At 70.5% G+C, this 21,493-nt stretch carries 16 protein-coding genes and 1 riboswitch; of the genes, 8 read left to right on the top strand and 8 right to left on the bottom strand.

What is annotated here, in order from left to right; all coding sequences use genetic code 11:
- Positions 1-14 precede the first annotated feature (14 nt).
- The 7 genes from J8G10_RS15615 to gcvT all read right to left on the bottom strand — a co-directional run bounded on the left by J8G10_RS15615 (position 15) and on the right by gcvT (position 9,907).
- Complete coding sequence (locus tag J8G10_RS15615) at positions 15-1,688, bottom strand: dipeptide ABC transporter ATP-binding protein (RefSeq protein WP_374208785.1); 1,674 nt, start codon at positions 1,686-1,688, stop codon at positions 15-17.
- Positions 1,685-2,626: an ABC transporter permease gene (locus J8G10_RS15610; RefSeq protein ID WP_251446964.1), complete on the bottom strand. Its 942-nt coding sequence runs from the start codon at positions 2,624-2,626 to the stop codon at positions 1,685-1,687. The genes J8G10_RS15615 and J8G10_RS15610 overlap by 4 nt, the downstream gene beginning before the upstream one ends.
- Entirely contained in the window at positions 2,619-3,545 is a 927-nt protein-coding gene (locus J8G10_RS15605; RefSeq protein WP_251446961.1) for an ABC transporter permease, read from the bottom strand. Before J8G10_RS15605 ends, J8G10_RS15610 begins: the two co-directional genes overlap by 8 nt.
- 185 nt (positions 3,546-3,730) lie before the next feature.
- A complete protein-coding gene (locus J8G10_RS15600; protein WP_251446958.1) occupies positions 3,731-5,356 on the bottom strand; it encodes an ABC transporter substrate-binding protein in 1,626 nt (541 codons plus the stop codon).
- 197 nt (positions 5,357-5,553) lie between these two features.
- The gene (gene gcvP, locus J8G10_RS15595; protein WP_251447275.1) at positions 5,554-8,370 is read right to left on the bottom strand and encodes an aminomethyl-transferring glycine dehydrogenase; all 2,817 of its coding nucleotides are present in this window, start codon (positions 8,368-8,370) and stop codon (positions 5,554-5,556) included.
- A 56-nt stretch (positions 8,371-8,426) separates the two neighbouring features.
- Positions 8,427-8,804 carry a glycine cleavage system protein GcvH gene (gene gcvH, locus J8G10_RS15590; RefSeq protein ID WP_251446955.1) on the bottom strand — a complete coding sequence of 126 codons (378 nt, stop codon included), beginning with the start codon at positions 8,802-8,804 and terminating at the stop codon, positions 8,427-8,429.
- Positions 8,801-9,907: a glycine cleavage system aminomethyltransferase GcvT gene (gcvT, locus tag J8G10_RS15585; RefSeq protein WP_251446952.1), complete on the bottom strand. Its 1,107-nt coding sequence runs from the start codon at positions 9,905-9,907 to the stop codon at positions 8,801-8,803. Before gcvT ends, gcvH begins: the two co-directional genes overlap by 4 nt.
- A 248-nt stretch (positions 9,908-10,155) precedes the next feature.
- Positions 10,156-10,249: riboswitch (glycine riboswitch) on the bottom strand.
- Positions 10,250-10,359: 110 nt separating this feature from the next.
- On the opposite strand from gcvT, the gene J8G10_RS15580 reads away from it, so the two are divergent.
- The 7 genes from J8G10_RS15580 (at position 10,360) to J8G10_RS15550 (ending at position 17,789) form a co-directional block, all read left to right on the top strand.
- On the top strand, positions 10,360-11,025 hold the full coding sequence (locus J8G10_RS15580) for an NUDIX domain-containing protein (RefSeq protein WP_292884618.1): 666 nt from the start codon (positions 10,360-10,362) through the stop codon (positions 11,023-11,025).
- A 118-nt stretch (positions 11,026-11,143) separates the two neighbouring features.
- Positions 11,144-12,454, top strand: coding sequence for a quinolinate synthase NadA (gene nadA / locus J8G10_RS15575; RefSeq protein WP_251446949.1), 1,311 nt, complete (start codon positions 11,144-11,146; stop codon positions 12,452-12,454).
- The gene (gene nadB, locus J8G10_RS15570) at positions 12,454-13,941 is read left to right on the top strand and encodes an L-aspartate oxidase (RefSeq protein WP_251446946.1); all 1,488 of its coding nucleotides are present in this window, start codon (positions 12,454-12,456) and stop codon (positions 13,939-13,941) included. The genes nadA and nadB overlap by 1 nt, the downstream gene beginning before the upstream one ends.
- Entirely contained in the window at positions 13,938-14,804 is an 867-nt protein-coding gene (gene nadC / locus J8G10_RS15565) for a carboxylating nicotinate-nucleotide diphosphorylase (RefSeq protein ID WP_251446943.1), read from the top strand. The genes nadB and nadC overlap by 4 nt, the downstream gene beginning before the upstream one ends.
- 1 nt (position 14,805) lies before the next feature.
- Entirely contained in the window at positions 14,806-15,954 is a 1,149-nt protein-coding gene (locus J8G10_RS15560; protein WP_251446940.1) for a cysteine desulfurase family protein, read from the top strand.
- Positions 15,955-16,017: 63 nt separating this feature from the next.
- Positions 16,018-16,959 (top strand): glycosyltransferase family 2 protein, encoded by a 942-nt coding sequence (locus J8G10_RS15555; RefSeq protein ID WP_251446937.1) that lies wholly within the window; start codon positions 16,018-16,020, stop codon positions 16,957-16,959.
- 56 nt (positions 16,960-17,015) lie between these two features.
- Positions 17,016-17,789 carry an SDR family NAD(P)-dependent oxidoreductase gene (locus J8G10_RS15550; protein WP_251446934.1) on the top strand — a complete coding sequence of 258 codons (774 nt, stop codon included), beginning with the start codon at positions 17,016-17,018 and terminating at the stop codon, positions 17,787-17,789.
- A gap of 41 nt (positions 17,790-17,830) precedes the next feature.
- On the opposite strand, the gene J8G10_RS15545 is transcribed toward J8G10_RS15550, so the two are convergent.
- On the bottom strand, positions 17,831-19,714 hold the full coding sequence (locus J8G10_RS15545; protein WP_374208787.1) for an ABC transporter ATP-binding protein: 1,884 nt from the start codon (positions 19,712-19,714) through the stop codon (positions 17,831-17,833).
- Between the two features lie 253 nt (positions 19,715-19,967).
- Between J8G10_RS15545 and J8G10_RS15540 the strand changes: the two genes are divergently transcribed.
- On the top strand, positions 19,968-21,446 hold the full coding sequence (locus J8G10_RS15540) for an MDR family MFS transporter (RefSeq protein WP_251446928.1): 1,479 nt from the start codon (positions 19,968-19,970) through the stop codon (positions 21,444-21,446).
- Positions 21,447-21,493: the final 47 nt, after the last annotated feature.

Below are 21,493 nucleotides of genomic sequence, written 5' to 3'. Positions count from 1 at the left end.
CTGATCCATCGAGCTCACGCGCTGCGACCGCCCAGGGCGATCGAGACGCCCGGGATGGCCTGGAGCAGGCGCTCCGTGTACTCCTGCTGCGGGTTCGCGAAGATCCCGTCCACCGTGCCCTGCTCGACCAGCTTGCCCTTCTCCATCACGCACACCAGGTCGGCGGCGACGCGCACGACGGCGAGGTCGTGCGTGATGAACAGGTACGTGAGGTCGAGCTCGCTCTGCAGCTCGGCGAGCAGCTTCAGGATCTGGTCCTGCACCAGCACGTCGAGCGCGGAGACCGCCTCGTCGAGGACGACGATGTCGGGCTTGAGCGCGAGCGCACGCGCGATCGCGACGCGCTGACGCTGACCGCCGGACAGCTCGTTCGGATACCGCGTCGCCAGCTCCCGCGGCAGCGAGACCTGATCCAGCAGCTCGAGCACCCGCGCGCGGCGCGACGCCTGGTCGCCCACGCCGTGGATGTCCAGCGGCTCCGAGATCGTGTTGCCGATGTTGCGCAGCGGGTCCATGGACCCATAGGGATCCTGGAAGACCGGCTGCATGCGCCGGCGCAGCGCCAGGGTCTCGCGTCCGGAGAGACCCGAGATGTCGGCGCCATCGATCTGGATCGTTCCCGAGCTCGGCTCCTCGAGCTTGAGGACCATCTTGGCGACGGTCGACTTGCCCGAGCCCGACTCGCCCACGAGGGCGAGCGTCTTGCCGCGCGGGATGTCGAAGGACACGGCGTCGACGGCACGGAACGGCACACTGCGGAACGACCCCTGACGGATCTTGTAGTCCTTGGTGAGCTCGCGCACGCTGACGGTCGGCGGGATGCCCGCGATGTCCTCGCTCGTCTCGATGCCGCGCTTCTCGACCACGGCCTGGATCCGCTGCGAAGCGATGCTCGGGGCTGCGGCCACGAGCTTCTTCGTGTACGGATGCAGCGGGTTCTCCAGGATCTCCCGGCTCGGTCCCGCCTCGACGATCTCGCCGTTCTGCATGACGATGATCTTCTCGGCGCGCTCGGCCGCGAGCCCCAGGTCATGCGTGATCAGGAGCACCGCGGTGCCCTTCTCCTTGGTGAGCCCCGCGAGGTGGTCCAGGATCACGCGCTGCACGGTCACGTCGAGCGCCGAGGTGGGCTCGTCCGCGATGAGCAGCTTCGGGTCGGCCGCGAGGCCGATGCCGATGAGCGCGCGCTGGCGCATGCCGCCGGAGAACTGATGCGGGTACTGGTGCAGGCGCTTGGCCGCGTCCGCGAGTCCCGCCTGCTGGAGCACCTCGATCGCGCGGGCCTCGATCTCCTTGCGGCCCTGGGCGAGCCCGTTCGCACGGATCGCCTCCTTGACCTGGAAGCCGATCGACCACACGGGGTTGAGGTTGGACATCGGGTCCTGGGGCACGTACCCGATTTCGCGACCGCGGATCTTCTCCATCTGCCCCTCGGTGAGCGAGGTCAGCTCCTGACCGTCGAGCATGATGCTGCCCGCGGTCACGTGCCCGGTTCCAGGCAGCAGATTGATGATCGCGGAGGCCGTGGTGGACTTGCCCGAACCGGACTCGCCCACGATCGCCAGCGTCTCGCCCGCATACAGCTCGAGGTTGACGCCGTGCACGACCTCGCGCGAGCTCTTCTGCGTGTCGAAGGCGATCCTCAGATCGCGGATCTGAAGAAGCGGTGTGTCGGTCATCGCAGTCATCGACGGGCCCTCGCTCTCGGGTCGAGGGCGTCTCGCACGAGCTCGCCCAGCATGATGAACGCGAGCACCGTGATGGTCAGCGCGATCGAAGGGTAGATGAGCGCCATCGGGGCGACGCGCAGCGAGGCCTGGGCCTGGCCGATGTCATTTCCCCAACTCATCGTGTCGGATCCGAGTCCCACACCGAGATACGACAGAGTCGCCTCGGCGACGATCGCGGCGGCGAGGCTCAGCGTGGTGATCACGAGCAGCGGTGCGATCGCGTTCGGGATGACGTGCGAGATGAGCGTGCCGAAGCGCGACTTCCCGAGCGCTCGCGAGGCCGTCACGAAATCGGCCTGGCGCACTCTCAGGACTTCCGCACGCACCACGCGCGCCGTGGACGCCCATGCGAACCCGCCGATCGCGAACGCCAGCGTGAACACGTTGCGGTACTGCGCAAAAACGCTCATCACGACGACCGCTGCGAGGATGTAGGGAATCGAGAAGAAGATGTCGCCCACGCGGGACAGCACCCCATCCAGCCAGCCTCCGTAGAAGCCGGCCAGGGCGCCCATGACGAGGCCGATGATCGAACCGATGAGCGTCGCGATGATGCCGACGGAAAGCGACGTCCTCGCTCCCCACACGGTGCGGGCGTAGATGTCGCAGCCCTGGAAGGTGAAGCCGAGCGGATGCCCGGCTGCGGGACCGCCGTTCGAGTTCGACAGCTGGCAGTTGTTGTTCGGCGGCGTCTGCGTGAACAGCGTCGGCCAGACGGCCATCAGGAGCACGATGAGCACGATCACCAACGAGATCCAGAACATCGGACGCTTGCGGATGTCGGACCAGGCGTCGCGCCAGAGGTTGGACGGCTTGTCCGCGATCTTGATGGCGTCGACGGCGACGGTGCCCTCGGGGATGGGTGCGACGTAGTGCGTCGCGCTGGTGTCAGACATAGCGGATCCTCGGGTCGAGCAGGCCGTACAGCAGATCCACGAGCAGGTTGACGAGCACGTAGATGATCACGAACACGGTCACGAAGGACACCACGGTCGGTCCCTCGTGCTGCTGGATCGCGTGGAACAGCGTGTTGCCGACGCCGGGGACGTTGAAGATCCCCTCGGTGACGGTGGCGCCGACGAGCAGCACGCCGAAGTTCGTGGCGGAGTTGGTGATCACCGGGATCAGGGAGTTGCGCAGCACGTGCACGGGGATGACGCGTCGTCGCGGCAGACCCTTGCTGTAGGCGGTGCGCACCCAGTCCTGGTTGAGCGTGTCGATGACCGAGCCGCGCATCAGCCGCATGCTCGTCGCGTACAGGCTGACGCCGAGCACGATCGCCGGCAGCCAGAGGTCGCCCCAGTCGTTGTCGGCGCCCACGGTCGGGCTGAACCACTGCAGCTTGACCGCGAGGAAGTACTGCGCGAGGAACGCGATGACGAAGATCGGGATCGAGATGAAGATCAGCGACAAGACGAGCATCGAGTTGTCGAAGATCTTGCCCTTGCGCAGCGCGGAGAAGGTGCCGATGATGATCGCGAGCACGAACTCGAGCGCGATCGCCATGACTGCCAGACGCCCCGTGACCGGCAGCGTCGCCGCGAGCACGTCATTGACGGACCGGCCGGAGAACGTGGTGCCCATGTTCCCCTGGAAGATGCCGACCAGGTAGTACCAGTACTGCACGATGAACGGCTGGTCCAGGTGGTACTGAGCCGTGAGAGCCGCGTGCAGCTGCGGGCTCGGCTGCTTGTCGCCGAAGAGCGCCGCGATCGGGTCGCCGGGCATGGCGAACACCAGAAAGTAGATGAGCAGGGTGGCCCCGAGGAACACGGGGATGACCTGCAAGAGGCGTTTGAGGATATATCCGAACATTCGCCCTCCCTCCAGATGAGGAGGCGCCTCGGGTCCCCGGCACGATCTGTGCGGGTGCGACGCCTCGCTGAGAGAATCGTGTCACGTGTTCGACGTGCACGACACTTTGGGTTTGCGCTGTTTTGACAGCGCGCGAGGCGGTGACGTGGTCGTCACCGCCTCGCGGGTGTGATCCCTCGGGCCGGTCAGCCCTTGGTGATCTCGTAGTACAGCGGAACCGAGTTCCAACCGAACTGGACGTTGTTCACGCCCTTGGCGAAGCCGCCGTTCACGTTGGAGTACCACAGCGGGATCGCCGGGAGGTCCTGGAGGAGGATCTCCTGCGCCTGCGAGTAGTCCTTCGTGGCCTCGGACTGGTCGGAAGCCGAAGCGCCCTTCGCGAGCAGCGCGTCGAACTCGGGGTTCGAGTAGTCGCTGTCGTTCGACGAGGCCTTGGTGCCGTAGAGCGGCTGCAGGAAGTTGTACTGCGCCGGGTAGTCCGCCTGCCAGCCGGTGCGGAACGCGGTCTGGATGGTGCGGGCGTTCACGTCCTTGCGGAGCGAGGCGAAGTCGACGTAGGGGTTGCCCGAGGCGTCGATGCCGAGGTTGTTCTTCAGCTGGTTCGAGACCGCGTCGACCCACGCCTGGTGGGAGGAGTCGGAGTTGTACGCGATCTGGAACTTACCGGACCACGGCGAGATCTTGTCGGCCTCGGCCCACAGCTCCTTCGCCTTCTTGGCGTCGAACTTCAGCACGTCGGCGCCCTTGAGCGAGTCCGACCAGCCCGCGATGACCGGCGAGGTGAAGTCGCTGGCCGGGGTGCGGGTGTTGTTGAAGATCGTCTTCGTGATCGCCGCGCGGTCGATGGCGAGCGAGATCGCCTCCTTGCGGAGCTTGCCCTCGTCGCCCGTGAAGTGCGCCAGGTTGCCCGGAAGGGTGAACGACTGGAAGATCGCCGCCGGCTGGTTGACCGCACGGTCGCCCAGGTCGGACTCGAACGTCTGCTGCGCCGAGGCGGGAATCAGGTCGATGACGTCGACCTTGTTGCTCTGCAGGTCGGCGTACGCGGCGTCGGCGGTCGCGTAGAACACGAAGGTCACGCCGCCGTTCTTGGCCTGACGCGCACCCTTGTAGCTGTCGCTCTTGACGAGGTCGAGCTCGACCTTGTGCTGCCACGCGCCCGTCTTGGCGAACTTGTACGGGCCGTTGCCGATCGGGTTCTCGCCGAACGCGGCCATGTCCTTCAGACCGGCCTCGGGGATCGGGTAGTACGCCGAGTAGCCGAGACGCTGCGAGAAGTCCGCCGCGACCGGGTTGGAGAGCTTGATCGTGAAGGTGTAGTCGTCGACCTTCTTCAGACCGGTCAGCGGGGAGTCCGCGTCGGCGCTGAAGCCCTCGATGTCGCTGAACCAGGACTGGTTGAGCTGCTTGTTCGAGAACAGCGCACCGTACTGCCAGGCGTTGATGAAGCTGTCGGCGGTGACCTTCTCGCCGTTGGAGAAGGTGTTGCCCTGCTTGACCTTGATCGTGAGGTCACTGGCGTCGTCGACCTTGATCGATTCGGCCATGTCGTTGACGAGCTTGCCCTTGGCGTCGTAGAACGCCAGACCGGCGAAGATCGAGTCGAGGATCTTGCCGCCGCCGACCTCGTTGGTGTTGGCGGGGAGCAGCGGGTTCTCGGGCTCGCTTCCGCTCACACGGATGATCGACTTCGAGTCCCCACCCGTCGAGGCGGTGGCGTCGCCGCCGGACTTGCTGGAGCAGCCGGCGAGGGCGAGTGCGCCCGCCGCAAGCAGCCCGATGCCCGCGAGGGCGATCTTGTTGCGCTTCACGTTGTGTCCTCCTGTGGACAATTGACAGCAATCTGCGCACTCGTCGTCGAGTGCTCAGGGATACTCGAGCCTAACCGCCGATCCGCGGATCGCACGAATGCGCGGCGTTAACCGTTATTCACTGGTGACCTGAACGACGAGACGCCCCGGAAGCGGATTCCGGGGCGTCTCGACGGCTCTTCATCGGGTCCCGACGACTACAGCGCGAACGCCTCCACGGGCGGGCAGGCGCACACCAGGTTGCGGTCGCCGTAGGCGTTGTCGATGCGACGCACCGGCGGCCAGTACTTGCCCGCGATGAGCGCATGCGTCGGGTAGGCCGCCTGCTCGCGGGAGTAGGCGTGATCCCACTCCCCCATGAGCAGCGAGGCCGCGGTGTGCGGTGCGTGCACGAGCGGGTTGTCGTCGGCCGGCCAGACGCCCGCGGCGACCTCGGCCGCCTCGGCCCTGATCTGGATCATGGCCTCGACGAAGCGCTCCAGCTCACCGAGGTCCTCCGACTCCGTGGGCTCCACCATGAGCGTGCCCGCGACGGGGAACGACATGGTCGGGGCGTGGAAGCCGTAGTCGATGAGGCGCTTGGCCACGTCGTCCACGGTGATCCCGGTCGCCTCCTTGAGCGGGCGCAGGTCGAGGATGCACTCGTGCGCCACCCGGCCCTGTTCCCCCGAGTACAGCACCGGGTAGTGCTCGCCCAGGCGCGCGGCGACGTAGTTGGCCGCGAGGACCGCCGCCGCCGTCGCGTCGCGCAGGCCGTCGGCGCCCATCATGCGCACGTACGCCCACGAGATCGGCAGCACACCGGCGGAGCCGTACGGCGCCGCGGAGACCGGACCGCCCTCGAAGACGTAGCCGCCCGCGTGCGTCTCGCGCTGGGCCTGCGGGTGCCCGGGCAGGTACGGAGCGAGGTGCGCCTTGGCCGCGACCGGGCCCACACCGGGGCCGCCGCCGCCGTGCGGGATCGCGAACGTCTTGTGCAGGTTGAGGTGCGAGACGTCGCCGCCCAGGTCGCCGAACCGGGAGTAGCCGAGCAGCGCGTTGAGGTTCGCGCCGTCGATGTACACCTGACCGCCGGCCGCGTGCACCGCCGCCGTGATGTCGAGCACGTCGTGCTCGTACACGCCGTGCGTGGACGGGTAGGTGATCATGAGCGCAGCGATCTCGTCGGCGTGCTGCGCGATCTTGGCGCGCACGTCGTCGAGGTCGACGTTGCCCAGCTCATCGGTCGCGACGACGACCACCTTCATGCCGGCCAGCACCGCCGAGGCGGCGTTGGTGCCGTGCGCGGACGACGGGATCAGGCACACCGTGCGGTGATCGTCGCCGTTCGCGAGGTGGTAGCCGCGGATCGCGAGCAGGCCCGCGAGCTCTCCCTGCGAACCGGCGTTCGGCTGCAGGGACACCGCGTCGTAACCGGTCACGTCGGCGAGCCACGCCTCGAGCTGGTCGATCAGCTCGAGCGTGCCGCGCACGTCCGCCTCCGGGGCGAACGGGTGCAGCTGCGCGAACTCGGGCCAGGTGATCGCCGCCATCTCGGTCGCCGCGTTGAGCTTCATCGTGCAGGATCCGAGCGGGATCATGCCGCGGTCGAGCGCGTAGTCCCGGTCCGCGAGGCTCTTCAGATACCGCATCATGGCGGTCTCCGAGCGGTGCGCGTGGAACACGGGATGCGTGAGGTACTCGTCCTGACGGGCGAGGGCCGCGGGCACGCTGGTGACCGGGATGTAGGCGAAGGATCCCTCTCCCGCGCCGAAGACCGTCGCCACCGCGAGGATGTCCTCGTAGGTCGTGGTCTCGTCGGCGGCGATGCTCACCGTGTCGGCGTCGACCGGGTTCAGCAGGATCCCCGCCGCGTGGGCGTCGGCGACGAGCGCCTGCGCCCGGCCGGGGACGCGGACCGTGATCGTGTCGAAGTAGTCCGTGTGCACGATCTCGGCGCCGGCCTTCTCCAGCTGGGTGGCCAGGAAGCGCGCCTTGGACGCGACGCCGGTCGCGATCTCCCTGAGCCCCTCCGGGCCGTGGTAGACCGCGTACATCGAGGCCATCACGGCCAGCAGCACCTGGGCGGTGCAGATGTTCGAGGTGGCCTTCTCCCGGCGGATGTGCTGCTCGCGGGTCTGCAGCGCGAGGCGGTAGGCCGGGTGGCCGTCCGCATCCTGCGAGACGCCGACGAGGCGACCGGGGAGCTGCCGCTCCAGACCGCTGCGCACCGCCATGTAGCCCGCGTGCGGCCCGCCGAAGCCCATCGGCACGCCGAAGCGCTGCGTGGTGCCCACGGCGACGTCGGCGCCGAGCGATCCCGGCGAGGCGATCAGGGTGAGCGCGAGCAGGTCGGCCGCGACGACGGCGAGGGCGCCGGCGAGGTGGGCCGCGTCGATGACCGCGGACGGATCCCAGATCCGGCCGGAGGCGCCCGGGTACTGCACGAAGACGCCGAACAGCTCCTCGGGCAGCGTCTCGCCCGCGGCGAGATCGCGCTCGACGAGCTCGATGCCGACGGCGTCGGCACGCGTCGCGAGCAGTGCCTTGGTCTGCGGGAGCGCATCGGCGTCGACCACGAAGACGGAGGAGGCGGACTTGGATCCGCGCCGCGCGAGCAGCATGCCCTCGGCGACCGCGGAGGACTCGTCGAGCATCGACGCGTTCGCGGTGTCGAGGCCGGTCAGCTCCGAGACCATGGTCTGGAAGTTGATCAGCGCCTCGAGCCGGCCCTGCGAGATCTCCGGCTGATAGGGCGTGTAGGCCGTGTACCAGGACGGGTTCTCCAGCACGTTGCGCTGGATCACGCTCGGCGTGATGGTGCCGTAATAGCCCAGGCCGATCATGGCGCGGTTCACCGTGTTGCCGTCGGCCAGGGCGCGCAGCTCGGCGAGGGCCTCGGCCTCGCTCGCGGCGGCCGGAAGCACGCTGACGCGGTCTGCCGCCGAGCGGATCGAAGCGGGCACGGCCTCGCGCATGAGCGCATCGACGGGGCGCTCATCGGCGCCGTACGCGATGCCGATGGCGTCGAGCATCGCCCGCTGGGCGTCGGCCGTGGTGCCGATGTGGCGGTCTGCGAACGAGGTCACTCTCAGCCCTCCGTGTGCGCCACGTACGCGTCGCGGTCCAGCAGACCGTCGACCGCGCCCGCGGCGAGGGAGACCTTGATCAGCCAGCCGCCCTCGAAGGGGGCGGAGTTGACCAGCGACGGGTCGCCGACCACGGCGTCGTTGATCTCGACGACCGTGCCGTCGACCGGCGCGTAGAGCTCGGAGACGGACTTGGTCGACTCGGCCTCGCCGAAGACGTCGCCGCGGCTGAAGGAGGTGCCCACGGCCGGCAGCTCGACGAAGACGATGTCGCCGAGGGCGTCGGCGGCGAAGTCGGTGATGCCGATGGTGGCATTGTCGCCGTCCACGGCGACCCACTCGTGCTCTTCGCTGTAGCGCAGGGTGTTCAGATCGGTCATTTCTTCCTCCGGTAGAAAGGCAGGGCGGTGAGGGATGCGGGGATCTTCGTCCCGCGGACGTCGAGGAACAGGGGCACGGAGCCGTCGGCGACCGCGGGGTCGACGAAGGCCATCGCGATCGGGTGGCCGAGCGTGGGGCTGAGGGCGCCGCTGGTGATCTCGCCGACCACCGTGCCGTCCTCGCTCACGACCGCGTACTCCGCACGGCCGGCTCGGCGGCCCTCGGCGGCCAGGCCGACAAGCACGCGCGCGCCCTCGGCCGGCGTGATGCCGTCCTTGCCGACGAAGCTCTCCTTGTCGGCGACGACGACGCGGCCGAGACCGGCCTGGGCCGGCTTCGTCTCGCGGTTCAGTTCGTGCCCGTAAAGGGGCATGCCGGCTTCGAGGCGCAGGGTGTCGCGTGCGGCGAGACCCGCGGGGACGAGCCCGTGCTCCGCGCCGGCGGCGACGACCGCGTCCCAGAGCGCCGCGGCGTCCGCGGCGGCCACGAGCAGTTCGAACCCGTCCTCGCCCGTGTAGCCCGTGCGCGCGAGCAGCAGCGGCTTGCCGTCGTAGTCCGCACTCGCCCAGGCGTAGTACTTCTGCTCCGCCCAGGGGACGGAGACCTCGTCGATGCCCGCGGTCTCCGCGAGGATGGCCTCGGCGTTCGGACCCTGCACGGCGATGAGCGCGTAGTCGTCGGAGACGTCCGCCACGACGACCTCGCGATCGGCGGTGCGGGCGAGCAGCGCCTCGCGCACGGCGTCGCGGTTGCCCGCGTTGCTGATGATGAGGAAGTCCTCGTCGCCGAGCCGGTAGACGATGACGTCGTCGATGATCCCGCCGTCCTCGGCGAGCAGGAGGGAGTACTTCGCCTTGCCGACCGCGAGAGCCGAGAGCCGGCCGGCGAGGGCGTAGTCGAGATACTCCGCGGCGCCGGCGCCGCGGATCGTGAACTCGGCCATGTGCGAGATGTCGAAGATCCCGGCCGCCTCGCGCACGGCGTGGTGCTCGGCGAGGTCGGACGTGTAGCGGACCGGCATCTGCCAGCCGCCGAAATCGGTGAACGAGGCTCCGAGCGCCTCGTGGCGCTCGCGGAGCGGGGTGTAGCGGGCGTCTGTCATGGAGCTCTCCCGTGCGGATGGGTGAGGATCCGGGCGGCGCGCGGATCCGAGAACTCCCCCTCTGTCATGGGCCTGAGAGCTTCGCCCGCGCGCGTGCGCGAGGGCTTTCACCGTCGGCGGATCCGTCGTGAAGCAACAAGAGGTGGAGATCCGCGGGGATCTGCTCACCGGGGTTTCGGCTCGGACGCCTTCGGCGGCCTCGCTCAACCCGATTTCTTGCTTCGCTCGAAATCGCTTTTCAGAGCGGCCGGATCTGCGCGGTGCGGTTACCTGAGAGATTGGCGGGGAGGCTTGCTCCTTCGGTGTCCGGCTGCGATCACCGGACTCTCCCGCGCGGACCATGCGGCCACGTGTTCAGTTGATCCCCCCAGCATAGCGGCACGGCCCGCGCGGGCGCAGGGGTCGGCGGGCCATCGTCGCCCGAACGGGGATCCTCGCCCTAGGCTCGTGGTGTGACCCAGGCGAGGACAGAGGACGACGCGATCCGCGTCGCCGTCTCGGCCGTCATCTTCTCCCTGCGCGCCTCGGACGACGGCGACCGGCTCATGCTGCCGCTGGTCCGGCGCACCCGGGAGCCGTACCGCGGGATGTGGGCGCTGCCGGGCGGCTGGCTGGGCGTCGACGAGGACCTCGACGCGGCCGCGGCGCACACCCTGGCCGAGACGACCGGACTCACGCCGAGCTACCTCGAGCAGCTGTACACGTTCGGCGACGTGGATCGCTCACCGAACCGTACGATCTCGGTGGTCTACTGGGCCCTGCTCCGCTCGGACCTCGTCGACGCCCAGCGCTCGGCGGCCGGCGCGCCCGAGAACGTCGAGTGGCTGGACGTGGACGCGATCCCCCCGCTCGCCTTCGATCACAACCGCATCGCGGCCTACGCCCTCGACCGCCTGCGCAACAAGGTCGGCTACAGCCGGATCGCGGCGGGGCTCCTCCCCGACGAGTTCACCCTCGCGGAGCTGCGCGAGGTCTACGAGACCGTGCTCGGACGGCGTCTGGATCCGTCGAACTTCCGCCGCCTGCTCGAAGGCTCGGGCGAGCTCGTCCCCACCGAGTCGTTCCGCACCGGCAACCATCGGCCCGCCCGGCTGTACCGCTACTGCTCCGAGAGCTGAGCCCCTCAGGGCGCCGCGCTCCCGGGCCCTCCCGCCCCTCCGCTTGCACTTCTGGTCATTTCGACTTAATGTGCACTCAGCGACACTAAATGTCGATTCGACCAGAAGGCGGCGCGCCATGTCCTCCTCCCCCCTCCTCGATCCCTCCGTCGATCACGCGCTTCAGCTGATCGTCACCGGCGCCTCCACCGAGGAGACCTGCGCGACCGATCTCGCCGCCGGCCCGTGGAACTTCGACACCGTCCCGGGGTACGGCCCCGGATCCTCGATGGGCGACGTGATCCCCACGGGCGCCCCGCGCCAGGGCGAGCTGCCCGCGTCCTACCGCGAGGCCGCGGAGCCCGAGCTGCACGAAAGGATCCGGGCCGCGAAGGCCGCTCTGGGCGAACGGGTCGTGGTGCTCGGGCACTTCTACCAGCGCGAGGAGGTCGTGCAGCACGCCGACTACGTGGGCGACTCCTTCCAGCTCGCGACCGCGGCGAAGGAGCACCCGGATGCGGAGGCGATCGTCTTCTGCGGCGTGCACTTCATGGCCGAGACCGCGGACCTCCTCTCCGGACCCGACCAGGCCGTGATCCTGCCGAACCTCGCTGCCGGCTGCTCGATGGCCGACATGGCCTCGATCGACCAGGTCGAGGAGTGCTGGGAGCAGCTCGCCGAGGTCCTCGGCCCGCTCGACGCACCGGATGCCGACGGCCTCGTCCCCGTGATCCCCGTCACCTACATGAACTCCTCCGCCGCGATCAAGGGCTTCGTGGGCCGGCACGGCGGCATCGTGTGCACCTCCTCCAACGCCCGCACGGTGCTGGAGTGGGCCTTCGCGCGCGGCCGCCGCGTGCTGTTCTTCCCCGACCAGCACCTCGGACGCAACACGGCGAAGGCGATGGGCGTGCCGCTCTCCGAGATGCCGCTGTGGAATCCGCGCCGTCCGCTCGGCGGGTCCTCCGCGGCGGAGCTGCAGGACTCGCGCGTCATCCTCTGGCACGGGTTCTGCTCCGTGCACCGCCGCTTCACCGTCGCCCAGATCGACCAGGCGCGCGCCGCGCACGCCGGCGTGCGGGTGATCGTGCACCCCGAGTGCCCGATGGAGGTCGTGGACGCCGCGGACGAGGCCGGATCCACCGATTTCATCCGCCGTGCGATCGACGCCGCGACCGAGCCCACGACGTTCGCGATCGGCACCGAGATCAACCTCGTGCGCCGGCTCGCCGCCCAGTATCCGCAGCACGAGATCTTCTGCCTGGATCCGGTGGTCTGCCCGTGCTCCACGATGTACCGGATCCACCCCGGCTACCTCGCCTGGGTGCTCGAGGAGCTCGTGGCGGGACGCACGCCGAACCGGATCACGGTGACCGCCGATGTGGCGGATCCCGCGCGGGTCGCGCTCGAGCGCATGCTGGCGGCACGCCCTCCGGTGGCGGTCGGCTGATGGACGTCCTCGTCGTCGGCGGCGGCATCGGCGGTCTCACCGCGGCGCTGCACGCGCACGAGGCCGGCCATCGCGTCACGATGGTCGTGAAGGACGCCCTGGGCGACGGCGCGACCGCGCTGGCTCAGGGCGGGATCGCGGGCGCCTACGGGGCCGGCGACTCCCCGGCCGCGCACGCCGAGGACACCCTGGTCGCCGGATCCGGTCTGTCCGATCCCGAGGCCGTCGAGGTGCTGGTCGGCGACGCGAGCGCGCGGATCGCCGAGCTCATCGCGCGCGGCGTGCCCTTCGACCGCGACGCCGGCGGGGCGCTGCGGCTCGGGCTCGAGGCGGCGCACTCGGCGGCGCGCATCGCACACGCGGGCGGCGACGCGACCGGAGCCGGGATCTCCGCCGCGCTGTGCGCCCGGCTGCGGGAGACGGGTGTCCCGGTCCGCGAGCATGCGGTGCTCGCCGATCTGCTGACCGCCGACGGTCGCGTGCGCGGCGCGCTGCTCCTCGCGGAAGGCCGCCTCCAGGAGGTGACCGCCGACGCGGTGATCCTCGCGACGGGCGGCGCGGGCCAGCTGTTCCGCCACACCACCGCCCCGGTCGTCTGCACCGGCGACGGCATCGCCGCGGCGCTGCGCGCCGGCGCGGCGGTCGCCGACCTGGAGTTCGTGCAGTTCCATCCCACGATCCTCGTCTCCCCCGGTCCCGCCTTCCTCGTCTCCGAGGCGGTGCGCGGCGAGGGGGCGACCCTCATCGACGACGACGGCCGGCGGTTCGCGTTCGACGCGCACCCCGACGGCGAGCTCGCCCCGCGCGACGTCGTGGCGCGTGCCATCGTGCGCCGCGCCGCCGAGCAAGGCTCCCCGGTGCGGCTCGACGCCACGGCGCTCGGGGCCGACCGGCTGGCCGCGCGCTTCCCGACGATCGACCGGGTGACGCACGAGCGCGGCTTCGACTGGGCGCGGGAGCCGATCCCGGTGACCCCGGCGGCGCACTACCTCATGGGCGGCGTCGTCACCGACGTCGACGGACGCACCACCCTGCCCGGATTCTTCGCGGTCGGCGAGTGCGCCCGCACCGGGGTGCACGGCGCGAACCGGCTCGCCTCGAACTCGCTGCTCGAAGGCGCGGTGTTCGGCGCACGCGCGGCGGCGGCGCTCGTCTCGGCCCCTCCGCGGGACTCCTCGAGCGCGCCGCAGCAGCCCCGGGAACAGGCGACGGGTGTCGAGGACGGATCCCGCCGGACCCCGTTCTCCCGTCCCGCCCTGCAGGAGCTCATGTGGGACCTCGTCGGTCCGCTGCGCACCCCCGACGGGCTCGGACAGGCGCTCGCGACGGTCCGCTCCTGGCGCCCGCCGGAGGGCCTCACCCGGACGGCCGTCGAAGACCGCAACCTGCTCCAGCTCGCGGAGGCGATGATCGCGGCCGCCCTCTCACGCCCGGTCTCGGTCGGCGCGCATCACCTCGAAGCCCCCGCCCTGATCGGAGCGCGATGATCACCCCCGCCGTCCTGAACCGCGTCGTGGGCGCCGCCCTGGAGGAGGACGCCCCCTGGGGCGATCTGACCAGCACCGCCCTGCTCCCCGTCGATGCGACCGCCACCGCCGACCTGGTCGCCCGCGAGCCCGGGGTGTTCGCGGGGGGCGACGTCTTCACCGCCGCGTTCGCGCTGACCGACCCGACCATCTCGGTGGATCTGCACTTCGCGGACGGCGACGCCTTCGCCGCGGGTGACGTGCTCGCGACCGTGACGGGATCCGCCCGCAGCGTGCTCACGGCCGAGCGAGTGGCGCTGAACTTCACGCAGCGCCTCAGCGGCATCGCGACCCTCACGGCCGCCTACGTCGCCGCCGTCGACGGCGCCGGCCCCGACGGCAAGCGGGTCCGGATCGCCGACACCCGCAAGACCACGCCGGGTCTGCGCGCCTTCGAGCGGCACGCCGTCGTGGCGGGCGGCGGGCGCAACCACCGCTTCTCGCTCTCCGACGCGGTGATGGCGAAGGACAACCATCTCGCCGTGCTGCGCAGAGGGGGGCGGGATCTCGCGACGGCGCTGCGCGAGGCCATCGCGACACTGCCGCACACGACGCACGTCGTGGTCGAGGTGGACCGGCTGGACCAGATCCCCGCCGTGCTCGAGGGCGGTGCGGACACCGTGCTGCTGGACAACTTCTCCCTCGACGACCTCCGTTCCGGTGTCGCACTGATCGCCGGCCGTGCGACGGCGGAGGCCTCGGGCGGCGTGAACCTCGACACCGTGCGCGCGATCGCCGGCACCGGGGTCGACGTCATCTCGGTGGGTGCGCTCACCCACTCCGCGCGGGCGCTGGACCTCGGGCTCGACGTGCGGATCGACTGACATGAGCGGTCCGCTGTACCTGGATCACGCGGCGACCTCCCCCGTGCGCGCCGAGGTGCTCGAGGCGATGGCACCGTACCTCACCCGGGCGTTCGGCAACCCGTCCAGTCACCACACGGTGGGCGAGACCGCGGCGGCGGGGCTGGAGGACGCCCGCGCGCGCGTCGCCCGTGTGCTCGGCATGCGCACCGGCGACGTCGTGTTCACCGCCGGCGGCACCGAGGCGAACAACCTCGCGGTCAAGGGCATCGTGCTCGCCGCGCTCTCCCCGGGCCGCCGTCACGTCGTCACGACGCCGATCGAGCACGAGTCGATCCTGGAGTCCGTGCACCACCTCGAGCGCTTCCACGGCGTCGAGTCGACCCTCGTGCCCGTCGACGGCACGGGTCGGGTGGATCCGTCCGACATCGCGGCCGCGATCCGCCCCGACACCGCGCTGATCGCCGTCGGGCACGCGAACAACGAGATCGGCACCGTCCAGGACATCGCCGGCATCGTGGCCGCGGCGGCGGGCTCGGGCCGGATCCCGGTGCACGTGGACGCCGTCCAGTCCGCGGGCTGGCTGCCCCTGGCCGGCCTCGGGGCCGATGCCGTCGCGATCGCCGGGCACAAGCTCGGCGCTCCCAAGGGGATCGGCGCGCTGGCCGTGCGCGGACGCGTGCCGCTCGAACCGCTCGTGCACGGCGGCGGCCAGGAGCGCGGCCGCCGGTCGGGCACCGAGAACGTCGCCGGCGCCGTCGCGCTGGCGACGGCGCTGGAGCTCGCGGAGGCCGAGCGCGCCGCGGCGTCGGCGCAGGTCGGCGCGCAGTCCGCACGGCTCATCGCCGGCGTCCTCGCCGCCGTGCCGTCGGCGCGTCTCACGGGGGATCCCGTCCGGCGGCTGCCCGGCACGGTGAGCTTCACCTTCAGCGAGGTCTCCGGCGAGGCCGTGCTGCTCGAGCTGGAGCGTCGTGGCGTCGTGTCCTCGAGCGGATCCGCGTGCGCGGCCGGCAGCGACGAGCCCTCGCACGTGCTGCTCGCCTGCGGCGTCGCACCGGCCGTCGCGCAGACCTCGGTGCGGTTCACGCTCGGCCGCACCGGACTCCCCGGCGACGCGCCGGAGCGGCTGGCCGCGCTGGTCGCCGATGCCGTGGCCGCCGTGCGCTCCTGACGGCCGGCGCACGGCGCGAGACCCGCCGGCGCCACCGACCGGGCGCGCTCCTAGACTGACAGGGTGCCTGCCCCGCTCGTGACCGTGATCGTGCCCGGGCGCGACATCGCCGCCTTCGCTCCGGCCGCGCTGGACTCGTTGCGCGCGCAGACGCTGACCGCATGGCGGGCCCTGCTCGTCGACGACGGATCCGCCGACGACACCGGACGGATCTTCGCCGCCGCGGCCGAGGCGGATCCGCGGTTCGCAGTGCTGCACCACACCGAGCCCCGCGGGCTCGGCGGCGCCCGCAACGCCGCGCTCGACCTCGTCGACACCGACTACGTCGGCTTCCTGGACGGCGACGACGAGCTGACCCCGTTGGCGCTCGAACGCCTCACCGGCACGCTCGCCGCGAGCGGCAGCGACTTCGTGGCCGGTGCCTACGTGCGCTCGCGCTGGGACGGCGAGCGCTACGCGCCGGGTCGGATCCAGCCCTGGGTCGCGGCCGCGACGGATCCGGAGCGCCTGGGCACGACGATCTTCGACCACCCGGCCGCGTCGGCGAACATCGTGGCGTGGTCGAAGGTGAGCCGCACCGGTTTCTGGGACGGCCTGCGGTTCCCCGAGGGCGTCGCCTACGAGGACCAGATCGTCGCACAGCGCATGTACACGTCGGCGCGGGCCTTCGACGTGATCCCCGACGCCGTCGTCCGGTGGCGCCTGCGCGCCGACGGCAGCTCGATCACCCAGGGCAAGGACCGGCTGCCGGTGCTGCGCGACTACCTCGCCGCCCTCCGCGGCGGAATCGCGGTGCTGCACGATGCGGGCGCCCATGCCGCGGTGGCCGCTAGGCTCGGTCTCATCCTCGCGATGGACGTGCCGCCGCTCCAGGAGATCGCCGGCACCCACCCCGACCCCGCCTATCCCGCGGCGGTCCGAGCCTTCCTCGACGAGCTCGAGGCGCTCCCGGAGTTCACCGACGCCCTCGTCGATCCCTCCCTCGTCGCCGCGCTGCGCTGGTAGCCGCGGCCCGTCCCCGACCGCGCGCGCCCTGCGTCGCCGTCAGAAACAGGACCACCATGAACGCCTACCTCTCCGAACTGTTCTCCCTCGACGGCCGCACGGCCGTGGTCACCGGGGGCAGCTCCGGCATCGGCCGCGGCATCGCGACCGCCCTCGCGCGAGCGGGAGCGGCGACCGTGATCGTCGCGCGCGGCGCCGAGCGCGTCGACGAGACCGTGCGCGAGCTCACCGACCTCGGCTGCCGCGCCGCCGGCGTCGTCGGCGACCTCGGCACCCGAGAGGGGATCCGTACGGTCGCCGAGGCCGCGGCGGCGCCGTTCGGTGAGCCGGACATCCTCGTGAACTCCGCCGGCATCAACATCCGTCCCGCCTTCGCCGACATCACCGAGGACGACTGGGACGCCACGATGACCGTGAACTCCCTCGCCCCGTTCCTGCTGGGCCAGCGCTACGCCGTCGGCATGGCCGAGCGGGGCTATGGCCGCCTCATCCACATCAGCTCCCAGCAGGCCCATCGCGCCTTCGTGGGCAGCGGAGTCTACGGCGTCTCCAAGGGCGCGGTCGAGTCGCTCATGCGCTCCGAGGCCGAGGCGTGGGGAGGCACCGGAGTGACCAGCAACACCCTCGTCCCCGGATTCGTGCTGACTCCGCTGAATGCGCGTCTGCAGGAGGATCCGGTGCAGATCGCGGCCCTCGCGGCGCGGACGATGATCGGGCGCAACGGCCTTCCCTCCGATTTCGCGGGGGCGGCCGTGTTCCTCGCCGGCGCGGGCTCGGCGTACGTCACGGGGCACTCGCTCTTCGTCGACGGCGGCCTTTCGGCGCACTGAGTGTCGGATCCGGGGGTCGTCGCCGGTCCCCGGATCCGCGCTCAGGCCGAGCGGATGTCGTCGTCGATCCTCGCCGCCGCCACCTGCTGGGCGGCGAGATCCGCGTACAGGCCGCCGTGCGCGAGCAGCTCCGCGTGCGTGCCGGACTCGACGATCCGCCCCTCCTCGACCACGTGGATGACATCGGCGCCGATCACGGTCGACAGGCGGTGGGCGATGGTGAGGGTGGTGCGGCCACGGGCCGCCTCGTCGAGGGCCTCCTGCACGACGCGCTCCGAGACCGTGTCCAGCGCCGAGGTCGCCTCGTCCAGCAGCAGCACCGGCGGATCCTTCAGCAGCACCCGTGCGATCGCGATGCGCTGCTTCTCGCCGCCCGACAGGCGGTACCCGCGCTCGCCGACCACGGTGTCGTAGCCCTGCTCGAATCCGGCGATCACGTGATGGATGTTGGCCGCCGTGCACGCCGCGACCAGCTCGTCTTCGGTGGCGTCCGGCTTCGCATAGAGCAGGTTCTCGCGGATCGTCGCGTGGAAGAGATACGTCTCCTGCGAGACGATGCCGATCTCGTCGATGATCGACTCCTGCGTCAGCGTGCGCACGTCGGCGCCGTCGAACAGCACCGCTCCCCCGCTCGCCTCGTAGAGCCGGGGCGCGAGATACAGGATCGTGGTCTTGCCCGCCCCCGAGGGTCCGACGAAGGCGACGTGCTGCCCGGGCTTCGCGGTGAACGAGACCCCCTGCAGCGTGTCCCGCGCGGCCGGCGATGCGTCCGGATAGCGGAAGCGCACGTCACGGAACTCGAGCAGTCCGCGCGGACCCGGGGCGGCGGTCGCCGGCAGGGCGTCGGGGGCGTCGGTGATCTGCGGCACCATGTCGAGGTACTCGAAGATGCGCGCGAACAGCGCCTGCGAGGTCTGCACGTCCAGCGCCACGCGCATGAGCCCGATCAGCGGCATGAGCAGCCGCGCCTGCACGGTGGTGAACGCGACGATGGCGCCGGCGCTGATGGACCCGGTGCCTCCGGCGACGAGGAAGCCCGCGACCAGGTAGATGATCGCCGGGACGCTCGACATCAGCACCGAGACGACGGCGAAGAAGCCCTGCCCGCTCATCGCTGTACGCACCTGCAGACGGATCTGCGTGCGGTTCTGCGCCTGGTACCGGGCCGACTCGGAGCGCTGCCGGTTGAACGACTTGGACAGCAGGATCCCGGAGACGCTCAGCGTCTCCTGGGTGATCGCGGTGAGCTCGGACAGCGACTCCTGCGTCTCGCCCGCGATCCGCGCCCGCACCTGGCCCACGCGGCGCTGCACGAGCACGAGGATCGGCATGACGCAGACCGCGATGATGGTGAGCCGCCAGTCCAGGAGGATCATGGCGACGAGCGAGGCGATCACCGTCACGGTGTTGCCGAGGATGCTCGTCACCGTGCTGGTGAGGACGCCGGAGACCCCGCCGACGTCGTTCTGCAGCCGCGATTGGATGACCCCGGTCTTGGTACGGGTGAAGAAGCCCAGCTCCATCGCCTGCAGATGCTCGAAGAGGCGCACCCGCAGGTCGCCCGTCACGCTGTTGCCGACGGTCGAGGTGAGCCAGGTCTGCACGACGCCGAGCCCGGACGAGAGCAGGTACAGGCCGATCATCGACACGACCAGGGTGACCAGGAGCCCGAGCTGCGGACCGGAACCGTCCTGGGGGAACAGCGCGTCGTCGAAGACGCGCTGCACGAGCAGGGGAGGGATGACGCCGAGCGCGGCGCCGAGGACGACGAGCAGGACCGTCGTGAGGATCCGGTTCCGGTAGGGCCGGAACAGCGTCACCACGCGGCGACCGAGGTTCGGGATCCGGGGCGCCTCGGCGTTCTGCCTGCGCTGAGCCGCCTCGTCCACGGGCCGGCCGCCGCGCGCGCCGCCCATCCTGGCCATCATGCTCATCCGCTCACCCCTGCCCGCCGCGGGTCACCTGCACCTTCGGCACCCCGCAAGCGTATGACCACGAGCTCGGCACGGGCTTCGCGCGCGGGCCCCGTCCGCTCAGGGCGCAACGTCGCGGGCGCGGTCCAGCGGCGATGCCCCGCTTCAGGGAATGGAATGTCCGACCCTGTGGTTACGCTGATAGTCGCTGGTCGCTCTGCCGGCCCATCCCCCATCTTTCGCCCCCGCCGAGCCGGAGGAACACATGTCTGCCATCGATACCGGATCCACCCCCGCCGTCTCCGACGGGGGTCTGATCCCGCGCCGCGACATGGGCGTGATCTGGGTCCTGCTCGCCGCCGCATTCGTCGCGATCCTGAACGAGACGACGATGAACATGGCGATCCCGCATCTCATCGACGATCTCGGCATCACGCCGCTGGCGGCCCAGTGGGTCACCAGCGCCTTCATGCTCACCATGGCCGTCGTCATCCCGACGACCGGCTTCCTGCTGCAGCGCTTCACCACGCGGCAGATGTTCCTGACCGCGCTCGCGCTGTTCTCGGCGGGCACACTGCTCGCCGCGCTCGCGATCGGCTTCCCGATGCTGCTCGGTGGCCGCATCGTGCAGGCGTCGGGCACGGCGATCATGATGCCGCTGCTCATGACGACGGTGATGAACCTGGTGCCGCCGTCGTCGCGCGGCCGCATGATGGGCCGCGTCAGCATCGTGATCTCGCTGGCCCCGGCGATCGGCCCGACGCTCGCCGGCTTCCTGCTCGATCACTTCAGCTGGCGCTCGATCTTCGTGGTGGTGCTGCCGATCGCGCTGGTCGCGATGTTCATCGGCTGGCGCTGGCTCACGAACGTGGGCGAGCAGACCCACGCGCCGCTGGACGCGCTGTCCATCGTGCTCAGCGCGTTCGGCTTCGGCGGCCTCGTGTTCGGGCTCAGCCAGATCGGCGAGCTCTCCGGCGGCGAGGGCTCGCCGCTGCCGATGGCGATCGCGCTGATCGTGGGCGCGATCGGACTGGCGCTCTTCCTCTGGCGTCAGGTCGTGCTGCAGCGCAAGGACGATGCCCTGCTGGATCTGCGCGTCTTCGCGTCGCGCGACTTCTCGCTCTCCATGGTGCAGATGTTCCTGCTCTCGATCGCGTTCTTCGGCGCGATCACCGTGCTGCCGCTGTTCCTGCAGAAGGGCCTCTCGCTGGGCACCACCGAGGCCGGCCTCGTGGTGCTGCCCGGGGCGCTCGCGATGGGCCTGCTGGGACCGGTGATCGGCCGGATCTACGACGCCCGCGGCACGAGGATCCTGCTGATCCCCGGCTCGATCCTCGCCGCGAGCATGCTGTGGCTGTTCACGACCCTGAGCACCAGCACGCCGGTGTGGGTGCTCATCGTCGCGCAGACGCTGCTGTCCATGGGGCTCGCACTGTCCTTCACGCCGCTGTTCACCGCGTCGCTCGCCTCGCTGAAGCCGAGGTTCTACTCCTACGGCAGCGCGGTGATCTCGACGATCCAGCAGGTCGCGGGCGCCGCCGGCATCGCGGTGATGATGGCGGTCTTCACGGTGATCGTGAACGCGAACGGCGGCACCGAGCAGCCGGCCGCGGTGGCCGCGGGCTCCCGCACGACGTTCGTGATCGCGGCAGTCATCGCGACGCTGACGATCGTCGGCGCCTTCGTGATCCGCAAGCCGGAGGACCAGCCGCACGAGGAGGGCACCGCTCCGGCGATGCACTGACCTGGGCCTCCGCCACATTCGAGTCGTCCCCCTGCGCACGGTCCTTT

Origin of the sequence: Microbacterium sp. USTB-Y (genome assembly GCF_023703415.1) — a bacterium.
Lineage (GTDB): Bacteria > Actinomycetota > Actinomycetes > Actinomycetales > Microbacteriaceae > Microbacterium.
Note: the sequence above shows the minus strand (reverse complement) of the source record. Positions and strands in the feature narration are given on the sequence as shown.

Excerpts from the sequence above, each read along its gene's own strand:
- gcvT (WP_251446952.1), bottom strand. The coding sequence starts at position 9,907 with ATGACAGACGCCCGCTACACCCCGCTCCGCGAGCGCCACGAGGCGCTC.
- J8G10_RS15610 (WP_251446964.1), bottom strand. The coding sequence starts at position 2,626 with ATGTCTGACACCAGCGCGACGCACTACGTCGCACCCATCCCCGAGGGC.
- J8G10_RS15560 (WP_251446940.1), top strand. The coding sequence starts at position 14,806 with ATGAGCGGTCCGCTGTACCTGGATCACGCGGCGACCTCCCCCGTGCGC.
- J8G10_RS15605 (WP_251446961.1), bottom strand. The coding sequence starts at position 3,545 with ATGTTCGGATATATCCTCAAACGCCTCTTGCAGGTCATCCCCGTGTTC.
- J8G10_RS15615 (WP_374208785.1), bottom strand. The coding sequence starts at position 1,688 with ATGACTGCGATGACCGACACACCGCTTCTTCAGATCCGCGATCTGAGG.
- gcvH (WP_251446955.1), bottom strand. The coding sequence starts at position 8,804 with ATGACCGATCTGAACACCCTGCGCTACAGCGAAGAGCACGAGTGGGTC.
- nadB (WP_251446946.1), top strand. The coding sequence starts at position 12,454 with ATGGACGTCCTCGTCGTCGGCGGCGGCATCGGCGGTCTCACCGCGGCG.
- J8G10_RS15545 (WP_374208787.1), bottom strand. The coding sequence starts at position 19,714 with ATGGCCAGGATGGGCGGCGCGCGCGGCGGCCGGCCCGTGGACGAGGCG.
- J8G10_RS15540 (WP_251446928.1), top strand. The coding sequence starts at position 19,968 with ATGTCTGCCATCGATACCGGATCCACCCCCGCCGTCTCCGACGGGGGT.
- nadA (WP_251446949.1), top strand. The coding sequence starts at position 11,144 with ATGTCCTCCTCCCCCCTCCTCGATCCCTCCGTCGATCACGCGCTTCAG.
- J8G10_RS15550 (WP_251446934.1), top strand. The coding sequence starts at position 17,016 with ATGAACGCCTACCTCTCCGAACTGTTCTCCCTCGACGGCCGCACGGCC.
- nadC (WP_251446943.1), top strand. The coding sequence starts at position 13,938 with ATGATCACCCCCGCCGTCCTGAACCGCGTCGTGGGCGCCGCCCTGGAG.
- gcvP (WP_251447275.1), bottom strand. The coding sequence starts at position 8,370 with ATGCTCGACGCCATCGGCATCGCGTACGGCGCCGATGAGCGCCCCGTC.